Genomic DNA, 18,569 nt, shown 5'->3' with positions numbered 1-18,569 from the left:
CGTCGGGCGTCGGCCGGCTGGGGCGACGTCGGGCGTCGGTCGGCGTCGGGCGTCGCCCCGGCGTCAGGCCTGGCGCACCAGCACCGGGGCGATGGACCCCAGCCCCTGCAGCTCGCGCGGCGGCTGCGGCTCGAGGACGAAGCGGGAGTCGCCGGCGAGCAGCTCGGCGGTCGACGGGTCGGTCAGCACGGTGCTCGGCTCGGCGATGTCGGTGAGCCGGGCGGCGACGTTGACCGACGCCCCGAACACGTCCCCGAACCGGGACAGCACCCGGCCCTGCACGAACCCGACGCGAACCGGCGTCACGCCGCGGTGCCCCTCGGTCAGCCCGCCCTCCTCGGACCGGGCCTGCACCTCGAGCTCCCCGCCGAGCTCGCCCGCGAGTCCGACGGCCACGCGCGCCCCGGTCACGACGTCGTCGGCGATGAACAGGACGGCGTCCCCGATCGTCTTCACGACGCGGCCACCTGCGTTCGCGACGATGTCACGGGCTGCCGTCTCGAACCGCTGGACGAAGGCCGACAGGTCGGTCGACCCGAGCCCGGCCGTGCGACGCGTGAACGAGACCATGTCGGCGAAGCCGACCGCCCGGGCCAGCGGCAGGGCCGAGGGGTCCGCCTGCTCGGTCGTGCGCGCCTCGGCGAACTCCGCGGCGAAGCGCCCGGCGATCGCGGCGAGGTGGCGCCGGAAGGAGTGCACGAGCTGCGCCTCGAGCACGGGTGCGAGCTCCGTGAGCCGGTCCAGGACCACGAGGCGGGCGCTGATGTCGTCCAGGTGACGCCGCTGGGCGACGTCCTCGACGAGGGCCTCCACCTGCCACAGCACCAGGCGCTCCGACTGGTGCCCCAGCGCGCGGGTGAGCGTCACGGCGGTCCGCCGGTCGATGCGGCCCGAGCGCTCCAGGTCCGCGATCCGGGCCACCGCCTGCGCGTCGTCGTCGGTGAACAGCCGCTCGTCGGTGTCCGCGTACGGCAGTCCGAGCGTCCGCCAGAACAGCTGGACGTCCTCGGGGCGGACGCCGGGACCTGCTCGATCGGCGAGGTCCCGCAGCGTCAGGTCACGGTCGCCACCGAGCAGCGACGCCTCGAGGTCGTGCACCGTCGACGACCTCCGGGGACGGTCCTGGTCAGCGCGAACGTCGTCAGGCACTCCGTCAGGCTAGTTCACCGGGCCCCGCCCGGCCGGTCCGTCCCCGACCCCGACCGCGCCGCTCACCCGTCCGGCCGACGGGCTCCACGCGCCCGTCGGACGCCGGTCGCGCGCCTGTCGGACGCGGGTCGCGCACCCGTCGGACGCCGCTCGCGCACTCGTCGGACGCCGCCCGCGCACCGACGAGCCGTCAGCCCGGGCCGCCGCCGGTGCGCACGTGCCGCACGTCCCCGGCACGCACCGGGTGCACCTGGCCCTGCTCGTCCCGGACGAGCAGGGCGCCGTCCGGCGCCAGCTCCACCGCCGTCCCCCGCAGCTCCTGGTCGCCCGGCAGCTCCACGCGCACCGGCAGCCCCAGCGTCGTGCACACCGCCGCGACGTCGTCGGCCAGCCCCGCCGCCCGGACGTCACCGCCCGACCGCTGCCAGCGCTCCACCAGGCCCGCGAGCTCGCCCACGATCGCCACGAGGAGCCCGCCCCGGTCCAGGGCCGCCCCCGACGCGCCGGCGCCGGCCAGCGACAGCGCGGACGGCACGGGCAGCTCGGCCGCGGTCTGGGACACGTTGAGGCCGATCCCCACCACGACCACCGGGCTGGCCGTCGCCGGGACGAGCTCGGCGAGGATGCCGCCGACCTTGCGGTGCGTGCCCCAGCCGTCGAGCTCGGCCGCGCCGGGTGCGTCCACCAGGAGGTCGTTGGGCCACTTCAGGCTCACCGGGACGTCGGTCAGGGGCCGCACGGCCCGGACCACCGCGAGCCCGGCGAGCAGCGGCAGCCACCCCACGGACTGCGCCGGTGCGGGCGGGCGCAGCGCGATCGAGAAGGTCAGCGCCGCCGCGGCCGGCGTCTGCCAGCTGCGGCCCGACCGCCCCCGGCCGTCCACCTGGTGCTCGGTGACGAGGACGCCGACGTCGCCCCAGGCCGCCGGGTCCGCTCGCAGGGCGTCCGCGAGGTCGGTGTTGGTGGACCCGGTCCGCTCGACCACCTCGAGCCGGTGCACCGGCCCGGCCGGGGTCACCAGCCGTTCCCGGAGCGCGTCCGGCCGCAGGGGCTCCCGGGTGTCCTGCGCCGCGCCGTCATCCGCCGTCATGCTCCCCATGATGGTGCGCGGACGGCCCGCCGATCGTTGTCGGGTCCCGACGAGGTGGTGGCGCGAACGCCGTCCGCGCCCTCCACCGGCCCGCCGGGGCGGGCGCAACTAGTCTCGAACGGTGACCCATGCCGCCTCCACGCCCCGCACGCAGGACGTCGCCCCAGCCGACGGCGAGTCCTCCCCCGGCACCCCGGCTCCTCCCGCCTTCGACGGGTCGGTCGCGCCCGCCGGAACAGGCAGCGCCCCAGGTGCCGGCGGTGCCCCCGGTGCCGCCGGTACCCCCGGCGCCGGCGGAGCCCCGGCGGCGGAGGCGGGCTCGACGGCGACCACCCGGAGCCGGCTGGACGACTTCCGGGCGCGGCACGAGGCCGCGACCGTCACCCCCGAGGCGCTCGCCGCCGAGAAGCAGCACGCCCGGGGCAAGAAGACCGCACGTGAGCGGATCGACGCGCTGCTGGACGAGGGCTCGTTCGTCGAGCTGGACGCCTTCGCCAAGCACCGGTCGGTGAACTTCGGCCTGGAGAAGAAGCGCATCGCCGGGGACGGCGTCGTCGTCGGGCACGGGACCGTCGACGGCCGGCCGGTCGCGGTGTACTCGCAGGACTTCACGGTGTTCGGGGGCTCGCTCGGCGAGGTGCACGGGCAGAAGATCACCAAGGTGATGGACCTGGCGCTGCGCACGGGCGTCCCGCTGGTCGGGATCCTCGACGGCGGCGGCGCGCGCATCCAGGAGGGCGTCGCGGGCCTGACGCAGTTCGCGGAGATCTTCCGGCGCAACGTCGCGGCGTCGGGCGTCATCCCGCAGATCTCGCTGATCCTCGGCCCGAGCGCGGGTGGCGCGGTCTACTCGCCCGCGCTGACGGACTTCATCGTCATGGCCGACCAGACCTCCAACATGTTCATCACCGGGCCGGACGTCATCCGGGCGGTCACCGGCGAGGACGTCGGCTTCGAGGAGCTCGGCGGCGCGCAGACGCACAACGAGCGGTCCGGCGTCGCGCACCACCTGGCCGCCGACGAGGACGACGCCTTCGAGTACGTCAAGCAGCTGCTCGCGTACCTGCCGGCCAACAACCTCACCGACCCGCCGATCTGGCACCACGGCGAGCCGCTGCCGCTGGAGGTCACCGACGCGGACCTGGCGCTCGACGCCCTGGTGCCCGACTCGGACAACCAGCCGTACGACATGCGGACCGTCGTGGAGCACGTGCTGGACGAGGGCGTCCTGCTGGAGGTGCAGCCGCTGTACGCACGCAACGTGCTGATCGGCTTCGGCCACGTCGAGGGGCACCCGGTCGGGGTCGTCGCGAACCAGCCCCTGCAGATGGCCGGGACGCTGGACATCAACGCCGCCGAGAAGGCGGCACGGTTCGTCCGGACCTGCGACGCCTTCAACATCCCGGTGCTGACGTTCGTCGACGTCCCGGGGTTCCTGCCGGGCACCGACCAGGAGTGGAACGGCATCATCCGCCGTGGCGCCAAGCTGATCTACGCGTACGCCGAGGCCACCGTCCCGCTGGTCACGGTCATCACGCGCAAGGCCTACGGCGGGGCGTACATCGTCATGGGCTCCAAGCAGCTCGGGGCCGACGTCAACCTCGCGTGGCCGACGGCGCAGATCGCGGTGATGGGCGCCGGCGGGGCCGTCAACATCCTGCAGCGGGGGGCGCTGAAGAAGGTGGCCGACGCCGGCGGCGACGTCGAGGCGGAGCGGTCCCGCCTGACCCGTGAGTACGAGGACGCGATCGTCAACCCGTGGGACGCCGCCGAGCGCGGGTACGTCGACGCCGTCATCGAGCCGTCGCAGACGCGGCTGCAGATCTCCCGCGCGCTGCGGCTGCTGCGGACCAAGCGCGCGAGCCTGCCGCCGAAGAAGCACGGGAACATCCCGCTGTGAGCGACCAGACCTCCCACGGGCACGAGCACTCCGACCACCCGCTCGGTCCCGTCGACCCCGCCGACCTGCACGACGCGGTCGACCGCCTCGCACAGGCGCTGCACACCTACGTCGACACGGCGGTGGGGGTGCGCTCGGAGTTCGGGGCGACGGAGGCGGACGAGGACCCGCGTGTCCTGGCCCTGGAGTCACGGATCAGCACGATGAACGCCGAGCTGTACGACCGGGTCCACGCCGCGCTCGGCATGCACGCCGACCTCACCACCCTCGCGTGGGACGGCGACACCGGGGACGACGACGACGCGTCCGGGGCGCCGCACGAGCCGGGCACCGCGGAGGCGTTCCACCTCGGCTTCGTGGTCGGTCCACCGTCCGGCGCCTCCGACCTGTCGATGGACTCCGTCCTGGACCTGCTGGACTCCGGCGGGGAGGAGCTCGTCACCCGGCTGGTCGAGGCCGGGTTCGAGGTCGTGGAGTGGGCGACCTCGCGCGGCGAGCCGGCCGACTTCGAGGGCTTCGACGACGACGAGGACGACGAGTGACCGACGAGCCGCAGGGCCTCCCGCACGTCCACGTGGTGCGTGGTGAGCCGGACGACGTCGAGCTCGCGGCCCTGGTCGCCGGTCTCGCGGCGGCCGGGCAGGTCACCGACGACCCCGCGCCCGAGACCCCGCGCAGCGCGTGGAGGGACCGGGCGCACGGGATGCGTGGACCGTCGTCGGCCGCGCGGCCCGGGCCCGATGCGTGGCGCTGGAGCCTGCGGAGCTGACGGGGCTGCGGGCCGGCTCAGGCGCAGTCGTCCCCGTCACCCAGGTGAGGGTCCAGGAGCTCGCGCCCGGCCGCGTCGGTGAACACCCACCGCGCTCCCTGGCGGTGGATCTCGATCCCACGCGCATGCACGTAGCCGTGGTGGTGCCAGCACAGCAAGATCCCGTTGTCCACGCTCGTGCTGCCGTGATCGCGCGCCCAGTGTCGGACGTGGTGACATTCGGACAGTGTCGGTGGTGCGCTGCACCCGGGAAACCGGCAATGCCGGTCGCGGGCGATGATCGCATTTCGCCTGGCCCGGGTGAAGGTCCGTTCCGCCCGGCCCACGTCGAGAATCTCGGATTGTGGTCCGAATATCACCCGGTTCAGCTCCCCGTCACAGGCAAGCCGGTCCAGCAGAATGCGCGGGATCGGAGTGCCGTCCTCGAACTGCGGACCGTGCAGCACGCTGTCCGCCGTCACTTCCGGCGCTGCTGCGAGCAACGTGAACCCGTCCTGGCGGGCGACCGCCCACGCGGTGACGGCCTGCAGCGTCTCGTAGGACACCAGCACGTTCAGCCGCGGCCGCGACGCGCGCCCCTCACCGGCGAGGCCCTTGTCCAGCACCAGGTTCGCCAGCACCCCGACCGCCTGCGCCCGCCGCTGGTCCGCGGTCGAGGTGTCCCCAGCAGCCGGAACGGGGGTGACGGCTTCGAGTGCGGTGACCAGCGCCTGCCCGACGTCCACGGTGAGGAACCCCTGCACGTGGTAACCGCCCAGGGTCGGGGAGACCTGCAGGTGCTGACGTTCGCACGCCTGGACGTACCCGCGGTCGTCCGCGTCGGTGTCGGCTGCCGCGGCCCAGTGCCGGACGATGGTGCGCAGGTCGTCGACGGTGTTGAGCTCGGCCTGCCGGACCAGCCACGCCTCGTCGCACTCGACGTCCGGGCAGCTCAGCACAGTGCGGCGGCGCTCGCTGGTCGGTGCCAGGGCCGCCAGCACGTGGGCGTGCTCCACCCCGATCTCCCCGCGCGCGGCCGCGGCAGCGGTCAGCGGCAGGTCGTCACGCAGCGCCCGGCCCAGCCGCACCTGGGCCTGGGCGGTGCGGACGCTGACGTCCAGGCGGCGTGCGGCCCACCGCACCAGCGACCGGGACTCGACCGACCAGATCCCGTCCGCCTCCACGACCGCGAGCATCCGCGCCTGCGTCACGCCGGCGCGGCTCATCACGTCCGCCAGCTCGACGGCGACCGCCTCCGCCTGGCGACCGTCCAGCTCGGTCGCCGTCGCGGTCAGGGACCCGACGGCCTCCAAGGCTGCGCGCAGATCGGCCAGGGCACGGGCGACTCCCGCCGGCAGGTGGGACAGATCGCGCTGACCGGAACGCGGAAGGGAGACGTCGGGCGGAATGTCGTCGGCCACGACGGTCACCTCCTTCCCTCCAGGACTCCTGCACGCTCGTACGATTCGTCGTCGGTCTCATTCTAAGGCGGACCACCGACATTCCCAGGGGGCGCCCGCGACACCTGGGGACGATTGCGCGCCGGACCGACCTGTGGACGGCTTCGAACCCATGTGTCGCCCCCGTCGGACGACGCGAGAATGACGGCGCGCATTCGCTGGACGACCAGCGGGTCGGTCACGACGACATGGTGGCGATCCGACGGATCTGCCCAACGCGATCGCGGGCGCGACGTGCACCCGGCGCCTAACCCCGCCGGCACACCCGAGCAGGACGATTGATCCGGCACGCGCCGCACGCCCCCCACTCCACCCCTCCCCCACCCCCGACTAGGGTCTTCCGCCATGAGCACCACCTCCCCCGGCACGCCGCAGCACCGCTCACCCAGCGCCGTCGACGCGATCGCCGACCGGTTCGTCGACACCATCGCGACCCTCGACCCGCTCGCGGCGACGTTCATGGGCATCTCGGGCCACGACCACGAGATGACCGACTACTCCCCGGCCGGCCACGCAGCGCGGGCCGACGCCGCGCGGGCGGTGCTCGCCGAGCTCGACACCCAGACGCCCGCCGACGACGTCGACGAGGTCACGATCGCGGTGATGCGCGAGCGGATCGGGCTGCACCTGGAGCTCGACGCCGCGGACGAGCTGCTGGGCGAGCTCAACGTCATCGCCTCCCCGGCGCAGACGATGCGCGAGGTGTTCGACCTCATGGCGACCGACAGCGTCGAGGGCTGGCAGGATGTCGCCGCCCGGCTGAACGCCATCCCGGACGGCGTCGCGGGGTACGTCGAGTCGCTGCGCCTCGCGGCGACACGAGGCCGCGTCCCCGCGGCGCGGCAGGTGACCGAGGTCGCCGCCCAGTGCGACGAGCTGGCCGACTCCTCGGGCTCCTTCTTCACCGCCCTGGTCGCCGGGCCGGCCGTGGACGCCGTCCTGGACGACTCGACCGCCTGCTCCCTCGTCCGGCAGGAGCTCGAGCACGGCGCGCGCGCCGCCCGGGACGCCTACGCCGACCTCGCCCGCTTCCTGCGGGACGAGCTGGCACCGCAGGCGCCGCAGGAGGACGCCGTCGGCCGCGAGCGCTACACGCTGTGGTCGCGCTACTTCCTCGGCGCCGCGGTGGACCTGGAGGAGACCTACGCCTGGGGTCTGGAGGAGCTGGCCCGCGTGGTCGCCGAGCAGGAGGCGGTCGCCCGGCAGATCCTCGGCGACGACGCCGTGGAGGGCGAGGACCTGGTGCGGCAGGCGGTCGCCGTGCTGGACGCCGACCCGGACCGCAAGCTGCACGGCACCGCCGAGCTGCGCGAGTGGATGCAGACGACGTCGGACGCCGCCGTCACCGCCCTCGCCGGCACGCACTTCGCGATCCCCGAGCCGCTGCTGCGGCTGGAGTGCCGGATCGCGCCCACCCAGTCGGGCGGCATCTACTACACCGGCCCCAGCGACGACTTCTCCCGCCCGGGACGCATGTGGTGGTCCGTGCCGCCCGGCGTGACCGAGTTCAACACCTGGCGCGAGAAGACGACCGTCTACCACGAGGGCGTGCCCGGGCATCACCTGCAGGTCGGGTGGGCGGTCTACGCGCGAGAGACGCTCAACCGGTGGCGCCGGCTCGCGCTGTGGGTCTCCGGCCACGGCGAGGGCTGGGCGTTGTACGCCGAGCGCCTCATGGCCGACCTGGGGTTCCTCGACGACCCGGGCGACCGCCTGGGCATGCTCGACGGGCAGCGCATGCGGGCCGCGCGGGTCGTCGTCGACCTCGGCGTGCACCTGGGGCTCGAGGCGCCGCCCGAGTGGGGCGGCGGGACGTGGGACGCCGACAAGGCGTGGCGGTTCCTCGTCGCGAACGTCAACATGCCCGAGGCGTTCCTGCGGTTCGAGCTCAACCGCTACCTCGGCTGGCCCGGTCAGGCGCCGTCCTACAAGATCGGCCAGCGCCTGTGGGAGCAGATCCGGGACGAGAGCGCTGACGCCGCCGTCGCCCGCGGGGACGAGTTCGACATCACCGCGTTCCACGCCCGAGCCCTGGGCCTCGGCGCCCTGGGACTCGACGCGCTCCGCGGCGCGCTGCTGTGACCCGGCTGCTGCTCGCGTCCGCCTCCCCGGCGCGGCGCGCGACGCTGACCTCCGCCGGGATCACCCCGCTCGTGCGCGTCTCCGGCGTGGACGAGGACGCTGTCCTGGCGGCGGCCACCGAGCGGTTCGGCGGGCTGGAGCCCGCCGACGCCGTGCTGGTCCTCGCCCAGGCGAAGGCCGAGCAGGTCGCCCGCGCCCTGCGGGAGGGCACCACCGACGTCGACCCCGACCACGACGGCGCCCGGGACCCCGGTCACGACGACGACCACGAGCTCGACGACCTCCTCGTGCTGGGCTGCGACTCCATGCTGGAGATCGACGGGGAGATCCACGGCAAGCCGGCCGACGCGGCCCAGGCGACCGCGCGGTGGCACGCCATGCGCGGGCGTTCCGGCGTGCTGCACACCGGGCACTGGCTCATCGACGAGCGCGACCCGGAGGCCGGTGGCACGGGCGGAACGCTGGGGGCGACGTCGTCGACCGTGGTGCACTTCGCCGACCTGTCCGACGCCGAGATCGACGCCTACGTCGCCACCGGCGAGCCCCTGGCCGTGGCCGGCTCCTTCACCGTCGACGGGCTCGGCGGGGCGTTCGTGACCGGCCTGGAGGGGGACCACCACGGCGTCGTCGGGGTGAGCCTGCCGCTGCTGCGCGAGCTGCTCGGGCAGGTCGGGGTGAGCGTGCCGGACCTGTGGTCGTTGTCGACAGGGCACAACGCCGGCTGACGGCCCGCGGGTCCCGCGCGTCGTCATCGGCCGATGACGACAAAGGTGCCCCGCGCCGCTTGGGGTGTTCCGGCAAATCTGCCACGCCGTCGCGTGCCGGGTGAGCGGCCCGAGGGACCGGCGTTACGGTGAGCCGTGCCCGCCATCACCAAGGTCCTGGTCGCCAACCGAGGCGAGATCGCCGTCCGCATCGCCCGGGCCTGCCGGGACGCCGGGATCGCCTCCGTCGCCGTCTACGCCGACTCCGACCGCGAGGCGCTGCACGTCCGCCTCGCCGACGAGGCGTTCGCCCTCGGCGGCGTCCGGGCCGCGGAGACCTACCTGGACGCCGGCAAGCTCATCGACGTCGCCCGGCGCTCCGGGGCCGACGCGATCCACCCCGGCTACGGCTTCCTCTCCGAGAACGCCGACTTCGCGCGCGCCGTCATCGACGCCGGCCTGACCTGGATCGGTCCGCCGCCGTCGGCGATCGACTCCCTCGGGGACAAGGTCAGCGCCCGGCACATCGCCCAGCGCGCGGGTGCGCCGCTGGTCGCCGGCACCCCGGACCCGGTCGCCGACGCCTCGGAGGTGCATGCCTTCGCCCGCGAGCACGGCCTGCCGCTCGCGATCAAGGCGGCGTTCGGCGGTGGCGGCCGCGGCCTGAAGGTCGCGCGCACCGCCGACGAGATCGACGAGTTGTTCGACTCCGCGGTCCGCGAGGCCGTCGCCGCCTTCGGCCGCGGCGAGTGCTTCGTCGAGCGCTACCTGGACAGCCCGCGGCACGTCGAGACCCAGTGCCTGGCGGACGCCCACGGCACGGTCGTGGTCGTCAGCACGCGCGACTGCTCGCTGCAGCGCCGCCACCAGAAGCTGGTGGAGGAGGCGCCCGCGCCGTTCCTGTCCGACGCGCAGAACGCCCAGCTGGTCCGGGCGTCCCAGGCGATCCTGCGCGAGGCCGGGTACGTCGGCGCGGGGACCTGCGAGTTCCTCGTCGGCACGGACGGCACGATCTCGTTCCTGGAGGTCAACACCCGCCTGCAGGTCGAGCACCCCGTCACCGAGGAGGTCACCGGCATCGACCTCGTCCGCGAGCAGCTGCGGATCGCCGCCGGGGAGCCGCTGGGCTACGACACGGTCGCCGTCCGCGGGCACTCCCTGGAGTTCCGAATCAACGGCGAGGACCCCGCCGCCGGCTTCCTGCCGGCCCCCGGGAAGATCACCACCCTGCGCCTGCCCACCGGACCGGGGGTGCGCGTCGACTCCGGCGTGGTCGAGGGGGACACCGTGTCCGGCGCGTTCGACTCCATGATCGCCAAGCTCGTCGTCACCGGCGCCACCCGCACCCAGGCCGTCCAGCGGGCCCGCCGCGCCCTGGCCGAGCTCGAGGTCGTGGGCATCCCGACCGTCGTGCCGTTCCACCGCGCGGTGCTCGACGAGCCGGCGTTCGTCCCCGCCGACCCGCAGCAGCCCTTCACCGTCCACACCCGGTGGATCGAGACGGCGTTCGCCGACCGCCTCGCCGGCCTCGGGTCGCCGGTGCCGCCGCCCGCGGATACCGACGAGCCGGCCGAGCCCTCGGCGTCCGAGCGCGTCGTCGTCGAGGTCGGCGGCAAGCGGCTCGAGGTCGTCCTGCCGGCCGGCTTCAACCTCGCGGGTGGCCGGGGCCGTGCCGGCGCCCGCCGACCGGTGCGCCGCACCCCGACCCGCTCCGTCGCCACCGCGTCGGGCACCACGCTCGCCTCGCCCATGCAGGGCACCATCGTCAAGGTCGCGGTGGCCGACGGCGCGGAGGTCGCCGAGGGTGACCTCGTCGTCGTCCTCGAGGCGATGAAGATGGAGCAGCCGCTCGTGGCCCACCGCGCCGGCCGGATCACCGGGCTCGCGGCCGGCGTCGGCGCGAGCGTCAGCGCCGGGACGGCCATCTGCGAGATCGTCGGTTGACCGCCCGCCCCGGCCCGTCACCCACCCGCCACCCGGGCGACGGGTGGGTGCAGTGCGACTGCGGGTCCCGCCACTGGGGCCTGCACGGCGCCGCGGGTCTGCTGCTCGCCCGCCGCGGCCCCGACGGCGCGGTGGACGCCGTCGTCCTGCAGCACCGGGCCCTGTGGAGCGACCAGGGCGGGACGTGGGGCGTGCCCGGCGGGGCGATCGGCCCGCACGAGTCCGCGGAGCAGGGCGCGCTGCGGGAGTCCGCCGAGGAGGCCGGCATCCCGCTGTCCGCGGTGCATGTGCTCGGCTCGGTCGTCCTGGACCACGGGACCTGGAGCTACACCACCGTCCTGGGCGAGACGCTGACGCCGTTCGAGCCGTCCGCGACCGACGCGGAGAGCCTCGAGGTCGCCTGGGTCCCGGTCGACGAGGTCGCGGACCTACCCCTGCTGCCCGCGTTCGGCGAGGCCTGGCCGCGGCTGCGGCGCCTGCTCGAGTCCCCCACCGACACCCCGGAGCCCTGAGTGCACCTGCGGCTGCCCTTCACCGAGATGCTGGACCTCGCCCTGCGCGGCAAGGCCCTGCCGTCCGTCCTGCGCGACGTCGGCTGCACCGGGTCGACCGTCCACGCGTCGGTCGACCTGCGGGCGCTGGCGGCGGGCCCGACGGCGCCCAAGGCCGTCGCCATGGTCGCCCGCGCGGTCCCGGTCGTCCGGCTCGGCGGGACGCTGGTCGGCTTCACCGACGGCAAGGTCCGGGCCGACCTCACCGTCCAGGCGGGACCGGTCCCCGTGCACCGCGTGCTGGGCCTGCTGACCGGGATCGCCAACTCGGCCCTGCGGTCGCGCGGCCTGCCGCCCGGCCTGCTGGACGTCGAGCGCGGCCCCGGCGGTGAGCCGCGACTCGTCGTGGACGTCCAGCGCGTGCTGGACAAGCGCGCGCGTGGGCTGATCCTCACCGGGGTGGTTCTCGTCGACGGCGTGCTCGAGGTCGACGCCACCGCCGCGCACCGCGTCGACCTCTGACCGCTCGCGCCGGAGAGGGGCACCCGTGGCACAGGTCAAGGTCTACGGACGCGCCGGCGTCCTGGAGCCGCTGCGCGCCCGCCTGTCCGACGTGGTGCACGCGGCTGCGGTCGAGGCCCTGGGCCTGCCGGCCGACAAGCGGTTCCACCGGTTCTTCCCCATGACCGCCGACGACTTCCCGACCCCGGCGGGACGCACGGAGCGCTACACGGTGCTGGAGGTCGTGCTCTTCGCCGGGCGCAGCGTGGCCACCAAGAAGCGGTTCTACGCGCTGCTGATCGAGGGCTTCGCGGCCGAGCTCGGGATCGAGCCGCTGGACCTGGAGGTCACGCTGATCGAGACGCCGCGGCACGACTGGGCGATCCGGGGGCTCCCGGGCGACGAGCTCGACCTGCCGTACCGCGTCGCGCAGTAGCGTCCGGCGGCGGGGCGCGCTCGTCCGGCGCGACGCCCGTCCGGGGCGGCGCTCGTCCGGGGCGATGAGTCCGCGGGCCCCGGCAGGTCTGCCCCGCGGGCACCGGACGTGACGGCTCCGGTGCGTCCCGACGCCCTGCGGAGGCTGACGACCATGACCATCCAGCACACGCCCACCCTGGATCTGGCCCACCTGCGGGAGCAGGTCACCGGCGACGTGCTCACCCCGGACGACGACGGCTACGACGACGCCCGCCGCCTCGCGTACGGCGGTCTGGACCCGCGTCCGGCCGTCATCGTGCGCGTGCGCGACGCGGACGACGTCCGGGCCGCCCTCGCGTTCGCCCGCGAGACCGGGCTGGAGGTCGCCGTGCGCTCCGGCGGTCACAGCTCCGTCGGGTACGGCACGAGCGCCGGCGGGCTCGTGGTCGACGTCCGGGGGCTGACCGGTCTGGAGGTCGACCCGGTGCGCCGGGTGGCCTGGGCGGGCGCCGGCGTCACGACCGGCGAGTACACCGCCGCCGTCGCACCGCACGGGCTCGCCACCGGGTTCGGCGACATGGGGACCGTGGGGCTGTCCGGCATCACCCTCAGCGGCGGCGTCGGGCTGCTGGCCCGCAAGCACGGCCTGACGATCGACTCGCTGCTGGCCGCCGAGGTGGTCACCGCCGACGGCCGGGTGCTGACGGTCGACGCCGAGCACCACCCCGACCTGTTCTGGGGCCTGCGCGGTGGCGGCGGCAACCTCGGCGTGGTCACCCGCCTGCAGCTGCGCCTGCACGACGTCCGGAGCTTCCTGGGCGGCCTGCTCGTGCTCCCCGCGACGGCGCCCGTCGTCGCCGGCGTCGTGGACCTCGCCCTCCGAGCCCCGCGCGAGCTGACCGTCATCGCCAGCGTCATGCCCTGCCCGCCCATGCCGTTCCTGCCGCCCGAGGCGCACGGCCGGCCCGTGGTGCTGGCGACGGTCGCGTGGGCGGGCGACCCGGACGAGGGTCGGCGGGTCGTCGACGGCCTGCGCGCGCTGGGGACCCCGGTGGCGGACCTGGTCGCCCCGCAGCCCTACGCCGCGCTGTTCCCCCAGATGCCCGCGCCCCCTGATCCAGCCCCGTCGGCGCTGGGCCGCACGCTGCTGCGGGACTCCGTGGACGAGGCCACGGCCGGGCAGGTCCTGGACTGGATCGCCGCCTCACCGGGGCCGATGCGGGTGGTGCAGGTCCGGGTCCTCGGCGGTGCGGTCGCCGACGTGCCGCCGGACGCGACCGCGTACGCCCACCGGGACGCCCCGATGATGCTCAACGTCGCCTCGATGTACACCGACCCCGGCGACCGGGCCGCGGTACACGTCGCCGTCACCGCGATGGCCGACCGCCTGCGCCAGGGTCGCCCCGGCGCCTACGTCGCCTTCCTGGGCGACGAGGGGCCGGACGGCGTGCGCGCCGCCTACCCCGGGGGGACGTGGGACCGGCTGGCGGCGCTCAAGCGCCGCTACGACCCCGAGAACGTGTTCCACCTCAACCAGAACGTCCCGCCGGCCTGACACCACCCGGGACCTCGCCCGCAGGACGCCGCCGGGTGCGCCGACCGGCCCGCGCCCGACGCGCGCGGATCAGACGCGGTGCTGGTGCAGCAGCCGCGCGACCTCGGCCATGGACCCGGACATCGACGGGTACACCGTCGAGGTCTCGGCCATCTGGTCCACGGTGAGCCGGTTGGAGATCGCCAGCGTGATCGGGAAGATCAGCTCGCTGGCGCGCGCCGCCACCACGACCCCGCCGAGGATGATCCCGGTGACCGAGTGCGCGTACAGCTTGATGAAGCCGATCCGCGCCCCGGTCATCTTGGCCCGCGGGTTCCGGCTCAGCGGCAGCGTGCTGACGACGTACGCGGTGCCGATGGCCTTGAGCTGCTCCTCGGTGTAGCCGACCGTGGCGATCTCCGGGTTGGTGAAGATGTTCGCCGACACGTGGACGAGGTTCAGCGGGGCGACGGCGTCGCCCAGCGCGTGCGCCATCGCGATGCGCCCCTGGGTCGCCGCGACCGACGCGAGCGGCATGACCCCGGTGCAGTCACCCGCGGCGTAGACCCCGCGCGCCGACGTCCGGGACACCTTGTCCACGACGACGTGCCCGCCGGGGCCGAGCCTCACACCGGCCTCCTCCAGCCCGAGGCCCGCCGTGTTGGGGACCGCCCCGACCGCGAGCAGCACGTGCGAGCCCTCGACCTGCCGGCCGTCCGCGAGCGTGACCAGGACCCCGTCGGCCGTGCGGACGGCGGACTCGGCGCGCGACCGGGACATGACCGTCATCCCGCGGTGCTTGAAGACCTCCTCGATGACCTCCGCGGCGTCCTGGTCCTCGCCCGGCAGGACGCGGTCGCGGCTGGACACCAGCACGACCTCGCCGCCCAGCGCGTTGTACGCCCCGGCGAACTCCGCCCCGGTGACGCCCGACCCGACCACGATGAGCTTCTCGGGCATCGCGTCGAGGCCGTACAGCTGGGTCCAGGTGAGGATGCGCTCGCCGTCGGGCCTGGCCTCGGGCAGCTCGCGCGGCCGGGAGCCGGTCGCGACCAGCACGACGTCGGCGTCCAGGGCCTCCTCCGGCTCGTCGTCGGAGGTGCCGGCGGCGCGCACGAGGACACGCTGCGGCCCGTCGAGGCGCGCCGTGCCGATGACGACGCGGGCGCCCTCGCGCTCGACGCGGGCGCGGATGTCGGCCGACTGCGCCGTCGCCAGCGCCCGGACCCGGCTGTTGACGGCCTGGAGGTCGACGTGGTGCAGGTCCACGACCCCCTCGACGTCCTCGACCACCTCGACCACCTCGCCGGCCGCGCGGATGCCGAGCTCCGACGCGCTGTCCATGCGGGCCATGAAGTCCGCGGTGGCGATGAGGGTCTTGGACGGGACGACGTCGGTGAGCACCGCGGACCCGCCCAGGCCCTGCCGCTCGATGACGGTCACCTCGGCGCCGAAGCGCTTGGCGACCAGGGCGGCCTCGTAGCCCCCGGGGCCACCGCCGATGATCACGACACGGGTGCTCTGCAGGTCCTGGGACTCGTTGCTCACGGCGACCATTGTGCCCGTACGCCCCCGTGCGTCGCGTCGACGCGGGTGAGCCGCGCACCACACGGGCCGGACCCGTGCCGCACCCCGGTGCACCGGCGCCGATAGCCTCCTGCCATGAGCGCGACGACCGACCACGACACCGGCCACCTCGACGACCCGACCACCGACCCGTTCGACGTCGCGCGGTCCGCGGCCCACCACCTGGCCCAGGTCACCGGGATCGAGCGGCACCACGTCGCCCTCGTGCTCGGGTCCGGCTGGGGCGCCGCCGCCGAGCTGCTCGGCGAGACGGTGGCGGAGATCCCGAGCCACGAGATCCCCGGCTTCTCCGCACCCGCCGTGGCCGGCCACGTCGGGACCACCCGGTCGGTCCGCATCGCCGGCACGGACCGGTACGCGCTGGTCCTCGGCTCGCGCACGCACCTCTACGAGGGCAAGGGCGTGCGCCGCGTCGTGCACGGCGTGCGCACGGCGGCCGCGGCCGGGGCGACGTCGGTGGTGCTGACCAACGGCTGCGGCGGTCTGAACCCCGCCTGGGGTGCCGGGACGCCGGTCCTCCTCAGCGACCACATCAACCTCACCGCGACGTCCCCGCTGGAGGGCGCGACGTTCGTCGACCTGACCGACCTGTACTCCCCTCGGCTGCGCGCGCTCGCGCGCGAGGTCGACGCCGGCCTCGACGAGGGCGTGTACGTGCAGTTCCGGGGGCCGCACTACGAGACGCCGGCCGAGGTGCGGATGGCGGGTCGGATGGGCGGGGACCTGGTGGGGATGTCGACGACGCTCGAGGCGATCGCCGCCCGGCACGCCGGCCTGGAGGTGCTCGGGATCTCGCTGGTGACCAACCTCGCCGCGGGGATCAGCCCGACCCCGCTGTCCCACGAGGAGGTGCTGGAGGCCGGCCGGGCCGCCGGCCCGCGGATCAGCGCACTGCTCGCCGAGATCACCCGGAGGATCTGACCATGTCGCAGGCCGGCAGCACGTCCGGGACCAGCACGTCGTCCGGGACCAGCGCCTCGTCCGGAACCAGCGCCTCGTCCGGTCCGGGCCTGGTGGAGCAGGTCCGGCGGTGGATCTCCGACGACCCGGACCCCACGACTGCCGCCGAGCTCGAGATGCTGCTCGAGCGCGCCGACCGCTCCCTGCCCGACGGCGACTCGCCGGCGGACCGGATCGAGCGCATGGACGTCCTGGACGCCCGGCGCGCGATCGCCGACCGGTTCAGCGGGCCGCTGCAGTTCGGCACCGCGGGGCTGCGGGGGGCGCTCGGCGCCGGACCGCACCGGATGAACCGGGCCGTGGTGATCCGCGCGGCTGCCGGACTCGCCCGGTACCTCACCGACACCGTCGGCACCGGCGCCGGCGCCGAGGCCGGCGCGCCCACGGTGGTCATCGGGTACGACGCCCGGAACCTGTCGGACGTGTTCGCCCGGGACACCGCCGCCGTCATGGAGGCCGCGGGCGTGCGGGCGTCCGTGCTGCCCGGCGCGCTGCCCACGCCCGTCCTGGCGTACGCCGTCCGGCACCTGGGCGCCGACGCCGGGGTGATGGTCACCGCCAGCCACAACCCGGCGCAGGACAACGGCTACAAGGTCTACCTCGGTGGCCGGGCGGTCACCGGCCCCGGTCAGGGTGCCCAGATCGTCCCGCCGGCCGACGCCCAGATCGCCGCGCGCATCGCCGCCGTGGAGTCGGTCGCGTCGGTCCCGCGGGCGGCCTCGGGCTGGACGGTGCTGCCCGAGCGGGTCCTGGACGACTACGTGGCGTCGGTCGCGGCCCGGGCGCAGGCCGGCGGACCGCGCGACGTGCGGATCGTGCTCACCCCGCTGCACGGGGTGGGCGGCGCGGTGGTCGACCGGGTGCTGCGCACCGCGGGGTTCGACGACCTGGAGGTCGTCGAAGAGCAGGCCGAGCCGGACCCCCGGTTCCCCACGGTCGCGTTCCCGAACCCGGAGGAGCCCGGCGCGATGGACCTCGCGCTCGGGCTGGCGCAGAACGTCGAGGCCGACCTCGTCATCGCCAACGACCCGGACGCCGACCGGTGCGCGGTCGCCGTGGTCGACCCCCGGGCACGCACCCACCACGGCCCGGGGTCCGCTGCGGCCGAGGGGTGGCGTCCGCTGCACGGCGACGAGCTCGGCGCGCTGCTCGGGGACTACGTCGCCGGGCGCCTCGCGCAGCGGCGCACCGCCGCCGGCGCCGGTGCCGGGAGCGGTGCCGGGACGACCGGCTCGGCCGGCATCACGGCCGCGGACGGCGGGGTGCTGGCGAGCTCGGTGGTGTCCTCGCGGCTGCTCGGCCGGATCGCCGCGGCGCACGGGCTGCGCCACGTGGTCACGCTGACCGGGTTCAAGTGGATCGCCCGGACCGAGGGGCTCGTGTACGGCTACGAGGAGGCCCTGGGGTACTGCGTGGACCCCGGGCACGTGCGGGACAAGGACGGCATCAGCGCGGCGCTGCTCGTCGCCGAGCTCGCCGCCGAGCTCAAGGCGTCCGGCCGCACGCTCGTGGACGCACTGGACGACCTGGCCCGCCGGCACGGGCTGCACCTGACCGACCAGCTGTCCGCACGCTTCACCGACCTCGGCCAGATCCCCGCCACGATGGCGCGCGTGCGGCAGAGCCCGCCCGCCACGCTCGCCGGCTCACCCGTCACCGAGGTCGCCGACCTGGCCGACGGCGTCGACGGTCTGCCGCCGACGGACGGGCTGCGCCTGCTCGCCGAGGACGGCTCGCGGGTGGTCGTCCGGCCCAGCGGCACGGAGCCCAAGGTGAAGTGCTACCTCGAGGTCGTCGTCCCGCTGGCCGAGGACGCCGACCACGACACGGTCACCCGGGCCCGGGCGCAGGCGCGCACCCGCCTGAACCGGATCGCCGACGACCTGCGGGCGGCGCTGGGCCTGAGCGGGCGCTGACCGGGCGGCTCGCGGGAGCCGGGCCCCGGACGACACGACCGCCCGCCGGAGGTACCGGCGGGCGGTCGCGGGCTGTCGGCGCCAGG

General features: G+C 75.1%; 16 protein-coding genes. 12 read left to right on the top strand and 4 right to left on the bottom strand.

Annotated features, from left to right (window positions below; translation table 11 throughout):
• Positions 1-63: 63 nt before the first annotated feature.
• On the bottom strand, positions 64-1,098 hold the full coding sequence (locus CAE01nite_RS12415) for an adenylate/guanylate cyclase domain-containing protein (protein WP_246131182.1): 1,035 nt from the start codon (positions 1,096-1,098) through the stop codon (positions 64-66).
• 241 nt (positions 1,099-1,339) lie between these two features.
• Positions 1,340-2,239 (bottom strand): biotin--[acetyl-CoA-carboxylase] ligase, encoded by a 900-nt coding sequence (locus CAE01nite_RS12410; protein WP_146904911.1) that lies wholly within the window; start codon positions 2,237-2,239, stop codon positions 1,340-1,342.
• A 343-nt stretch (positions 2,240-2,582) separates the two neighbouring features.
• On the opposite strand from CAE01nite_RS12410, the gene CAE01nite_RS12405 reads away from it, so the two are divergent.
• The 3 genes from CAE01nite_RS12405 to CAE01nite_RS12395 are packed head-to-tail and all read left to right on the top strand — an operon-like array spanning position 2,583 to position 4,908.
• Entirely contained in the window at positions 2,583-4,139 is a 1,557-nt protein-coding gene (locus CAE01nite_RS12405) for an acyl-CoA carboxylase subunit beta (RefSeq protein ID WP_146905105.1), read from the top strand.
• Positions 4,136-4,681, top strand: a complete 546-nt coding sequence (locus tag CAE01nite_RS12400) for a hypothetical protein (protein ID WP_146904907.1) — start codon at positions 4,136-4,138, stop codon at positions 4,679-4,681. The genes CAE01nite_RS12405 and CAE01nite_RS12400 overlap by 4 nt, the downstream gene beginning before the upstream one ends.
• Entirely contained in the window at positions 4,678-4,908 is a 231-nt protein-coding gene (locus CAE01nite_RS12395; protein WP_146904904.1) for an acyl-CoA carboxylase epsilon subunit, read from the top strand. Before CAE01nite_RS12400 ends, CAE01nite_RS12395 begins: the two co-directional genes overlap by 4 nt.
• A gap of 17 nt (positions 4,909-4,925) precedes the next feature.
• Here the strand turns inward: CAE01nite_RS12395 and CAE01nite_RS12390 are convergent, their stop codons facing one another.
• The gene (locus CAE01nite_RS12390) at positions 4,926-6,308 is read right to left on the bottom strand and encodes an HNH endonuclease signature motif containing protein (protein ID WP_146904901.1); all 1,383 of its coding nucleotides are present in this window, start codon (positions 6,306-6,308) and stop codon (positions 4,926-4,928) included.
• A gap of 384 nt (positions 6,309-6,692) precedes the next feature.
• On the opposite strand from CAE01nite_RS12390, the gene CAE01nite_RS12385 reads away from it, so the two are divergent.
• From CAE01nite_RS12385 to CAE01nite_RS12355, 7 genes are all read left to right on the top strand, one after another.
• Positions 6,693-8,429 carry a DUF885 domain-containing protein gene (locus CAE01nite_RS12385; protein WP_146904899.1) on the top strand — a complete coding sequence of 579 codons (1,737 nt, stop codon included), beginning with the start codon at positions 6,693-6,695 and terminating at the stop codon, positions 8,427-8,429.
• A complete protein-coding gene (locus tag CAE01nite_RS12380) occupies positions 8,426-9,154 on the top strand; it encodes a Maf family protein (protein WP_146904896.1) in 729 nt (242 codons plus the stop codon). Before CAE01nite_RS12385 ends, CAE01nite_RS12380 begins: the two co-directional genes overlap by 4 nt.
• A 135-nt stretch (positions 9,155-9,289) precedes the next feature.
• Entirely contained in the window at positions 9,290-11,077 is a 1,788-nt protein-coding gene (locus CAE01nite_RS12375) for an ATP-binding protein (protein ID WP_146904893.1), read from the top strand.
• A complete protein-coding gene (locus CAE01nite_RS12370) occupies positions 11,074-11,589 on the top strand; it encodes an NUDIX hydrolase (RefSeq protein ID WP_186816575.1) in 516 nt (171 codons plus the stop codon). The genes CAE01nite_RS12375 and CAE01nite_RS12370 overlap by 4 nt, the downstream gene beginning before the upstream one ends.
• The gene (locus CAE01nite_RS12365; RefSeq protein ID WP_146904887.1) at positions 11,590-12,090 is read left to right on the top strand and encodes a hypothetical protein; all 501 of its coding nucleotides are present in this window, start codon (positions 11,590-11,592) and stop codon (positions 12,088-12,090) included. It begins immediately after the preceding gene.
• Positions 12,091-12,115: 25 nt separating this feature from the next.
• The gene (locus CAE01nite_RS12360) at positions 12,116-12,505 is read left to right on the top strand and encodes a tautomerase family protein (RefSeq protein WP_146904884.1); all 390 of its coding nucleotides are present in this window, start codon (positions 12,116-12,118) and stop codon (positions 12,503-12,505) included.
• 153 nt (positions 12,506-12,658) lie between these two features.
• Positions 12,659-14,041 carry an FAD-binding oxidoreductase gene (locus CAE01nite_RS12355; protein WP_146904881.1) on the top strand — a complete coding sequence of 461 codons (1,383 nt, stop codon included), beginning with the start codon at positions 12,659-12,661 and terminating at the stop codon, positions 14,039-14,041.
• A 69-nt stretch (positions 14,042-14,110) separates the two neighbouring features.
• On the opposite strand, the gene CAE01nite_RS12350 is transcribed toward CAE01nite_RS12355, so the two are convergent.
• Positions 14,111-15,577, bottom strand: coding sequence for an NAD(P)H-quinone dehydrogenase (locus CAE01nite_RS12350; protein WP_146904878.1), 1,467 nt, complete (start codon positions 15,575-15,577; stop codon positions 14,111-14,113).
• 105 nt (positions 15,578-15,682) lie between these two features.
• Here CAE01nite_RS12350 and CAE01nite_RS12345 point away from each other — a divergent pair, with 105 nt between their 5' ends.
• Both CAE01nite_RS12345 and CAE01nite_RS12340 read left to right on the top strand, forming a co-directional pair.
• A complete protein-coding gene (locus tag CAE01nite_RS12345; protein WP_146904875.1) occupies positions 15,683-16,528 on the top strand; it encodes a purine-nucleoside phosphorylase in 846 nt (281 codons plus the stop codon).
• Positions 16,529-16,530: 2 nt separating this feature from the next.
• Positions 16,531-18,483 (top strand): phospho-sugar mutase, encoded by a 1,953-nt coding sequence (locus CAE01nite_RS12340; RefSeq protein WP_146904873.1) that lies wholly within the window; start codon positions 16,531-16,533, stop codon positions 18,481-18,483.
• The last annotated feature ends 86 nt before the right edge of the window (positions 18,484-18,569 follow it).

Origin of the sequence: Cellulomonas aerilata (genome assembly GCF_007991755.1) — a bacterium.
GTDB lineage: Bacteria > Actinomycetota > Actinomycetes > Actinomycetales > Cellulomonadaceae > Pengzhenrongella > Pengzhenrongella aerilata.
Note: the sequence above shows the minus strand (reverse complement) of the source record. Positions and strands in the feature narration are given on the sequence as shown.

What these genes read in the sequence shown, in the direction of transcription:
- CAE01nite_RS12410 (WP_146904911.1), bottom strand. Translation starts at nt 2,239, where the DNA reads ATGACGGCGGATGACGGCGCGGCGCAGGACACCCGGGAGCCCCTGCGG.
- CAE01nite_RS12340 (WP_146904873.1), top strand. Translation starts at nt 16,531, where the DNA reads ATGTCGCAGGCCGGCAGCACGTCCGGGACCAGCACGTCGTCCGGGACC.
- CAE01nite_RS12385 (WP_146904899.1), top strand. Translation starts at nt 6,693, where the DNA reads ATGAGCACCACCTCCCCCGGCACGCCGCAGCACCGCTCACCCAGCGCC.
- CAE01nite_RS12350 (WP_146904878.1), bottom strand. Translation starts at nt 15,577, where the DNA reads ATGGTCGCCGTGAGCAACGAGTCCCAGGACCTGCAGAGCACCCGTGTC.
- CAE01nite_RS12355 (WP_146904881.1), top strand. Translation starts at nt 12,659, where the DNA reads ATGACCATCCAGCACACGCCCACCCTGGATCTGGCCCACCTGCGGGAG.
- CAE01nite_RS12345 (WP_146904875.1), top strand. Translation starts at nt 15,683, where the DNA reads ATGAGCGCGACGACCGACCACGACACCGGCCACCTCGACGACCCGACC.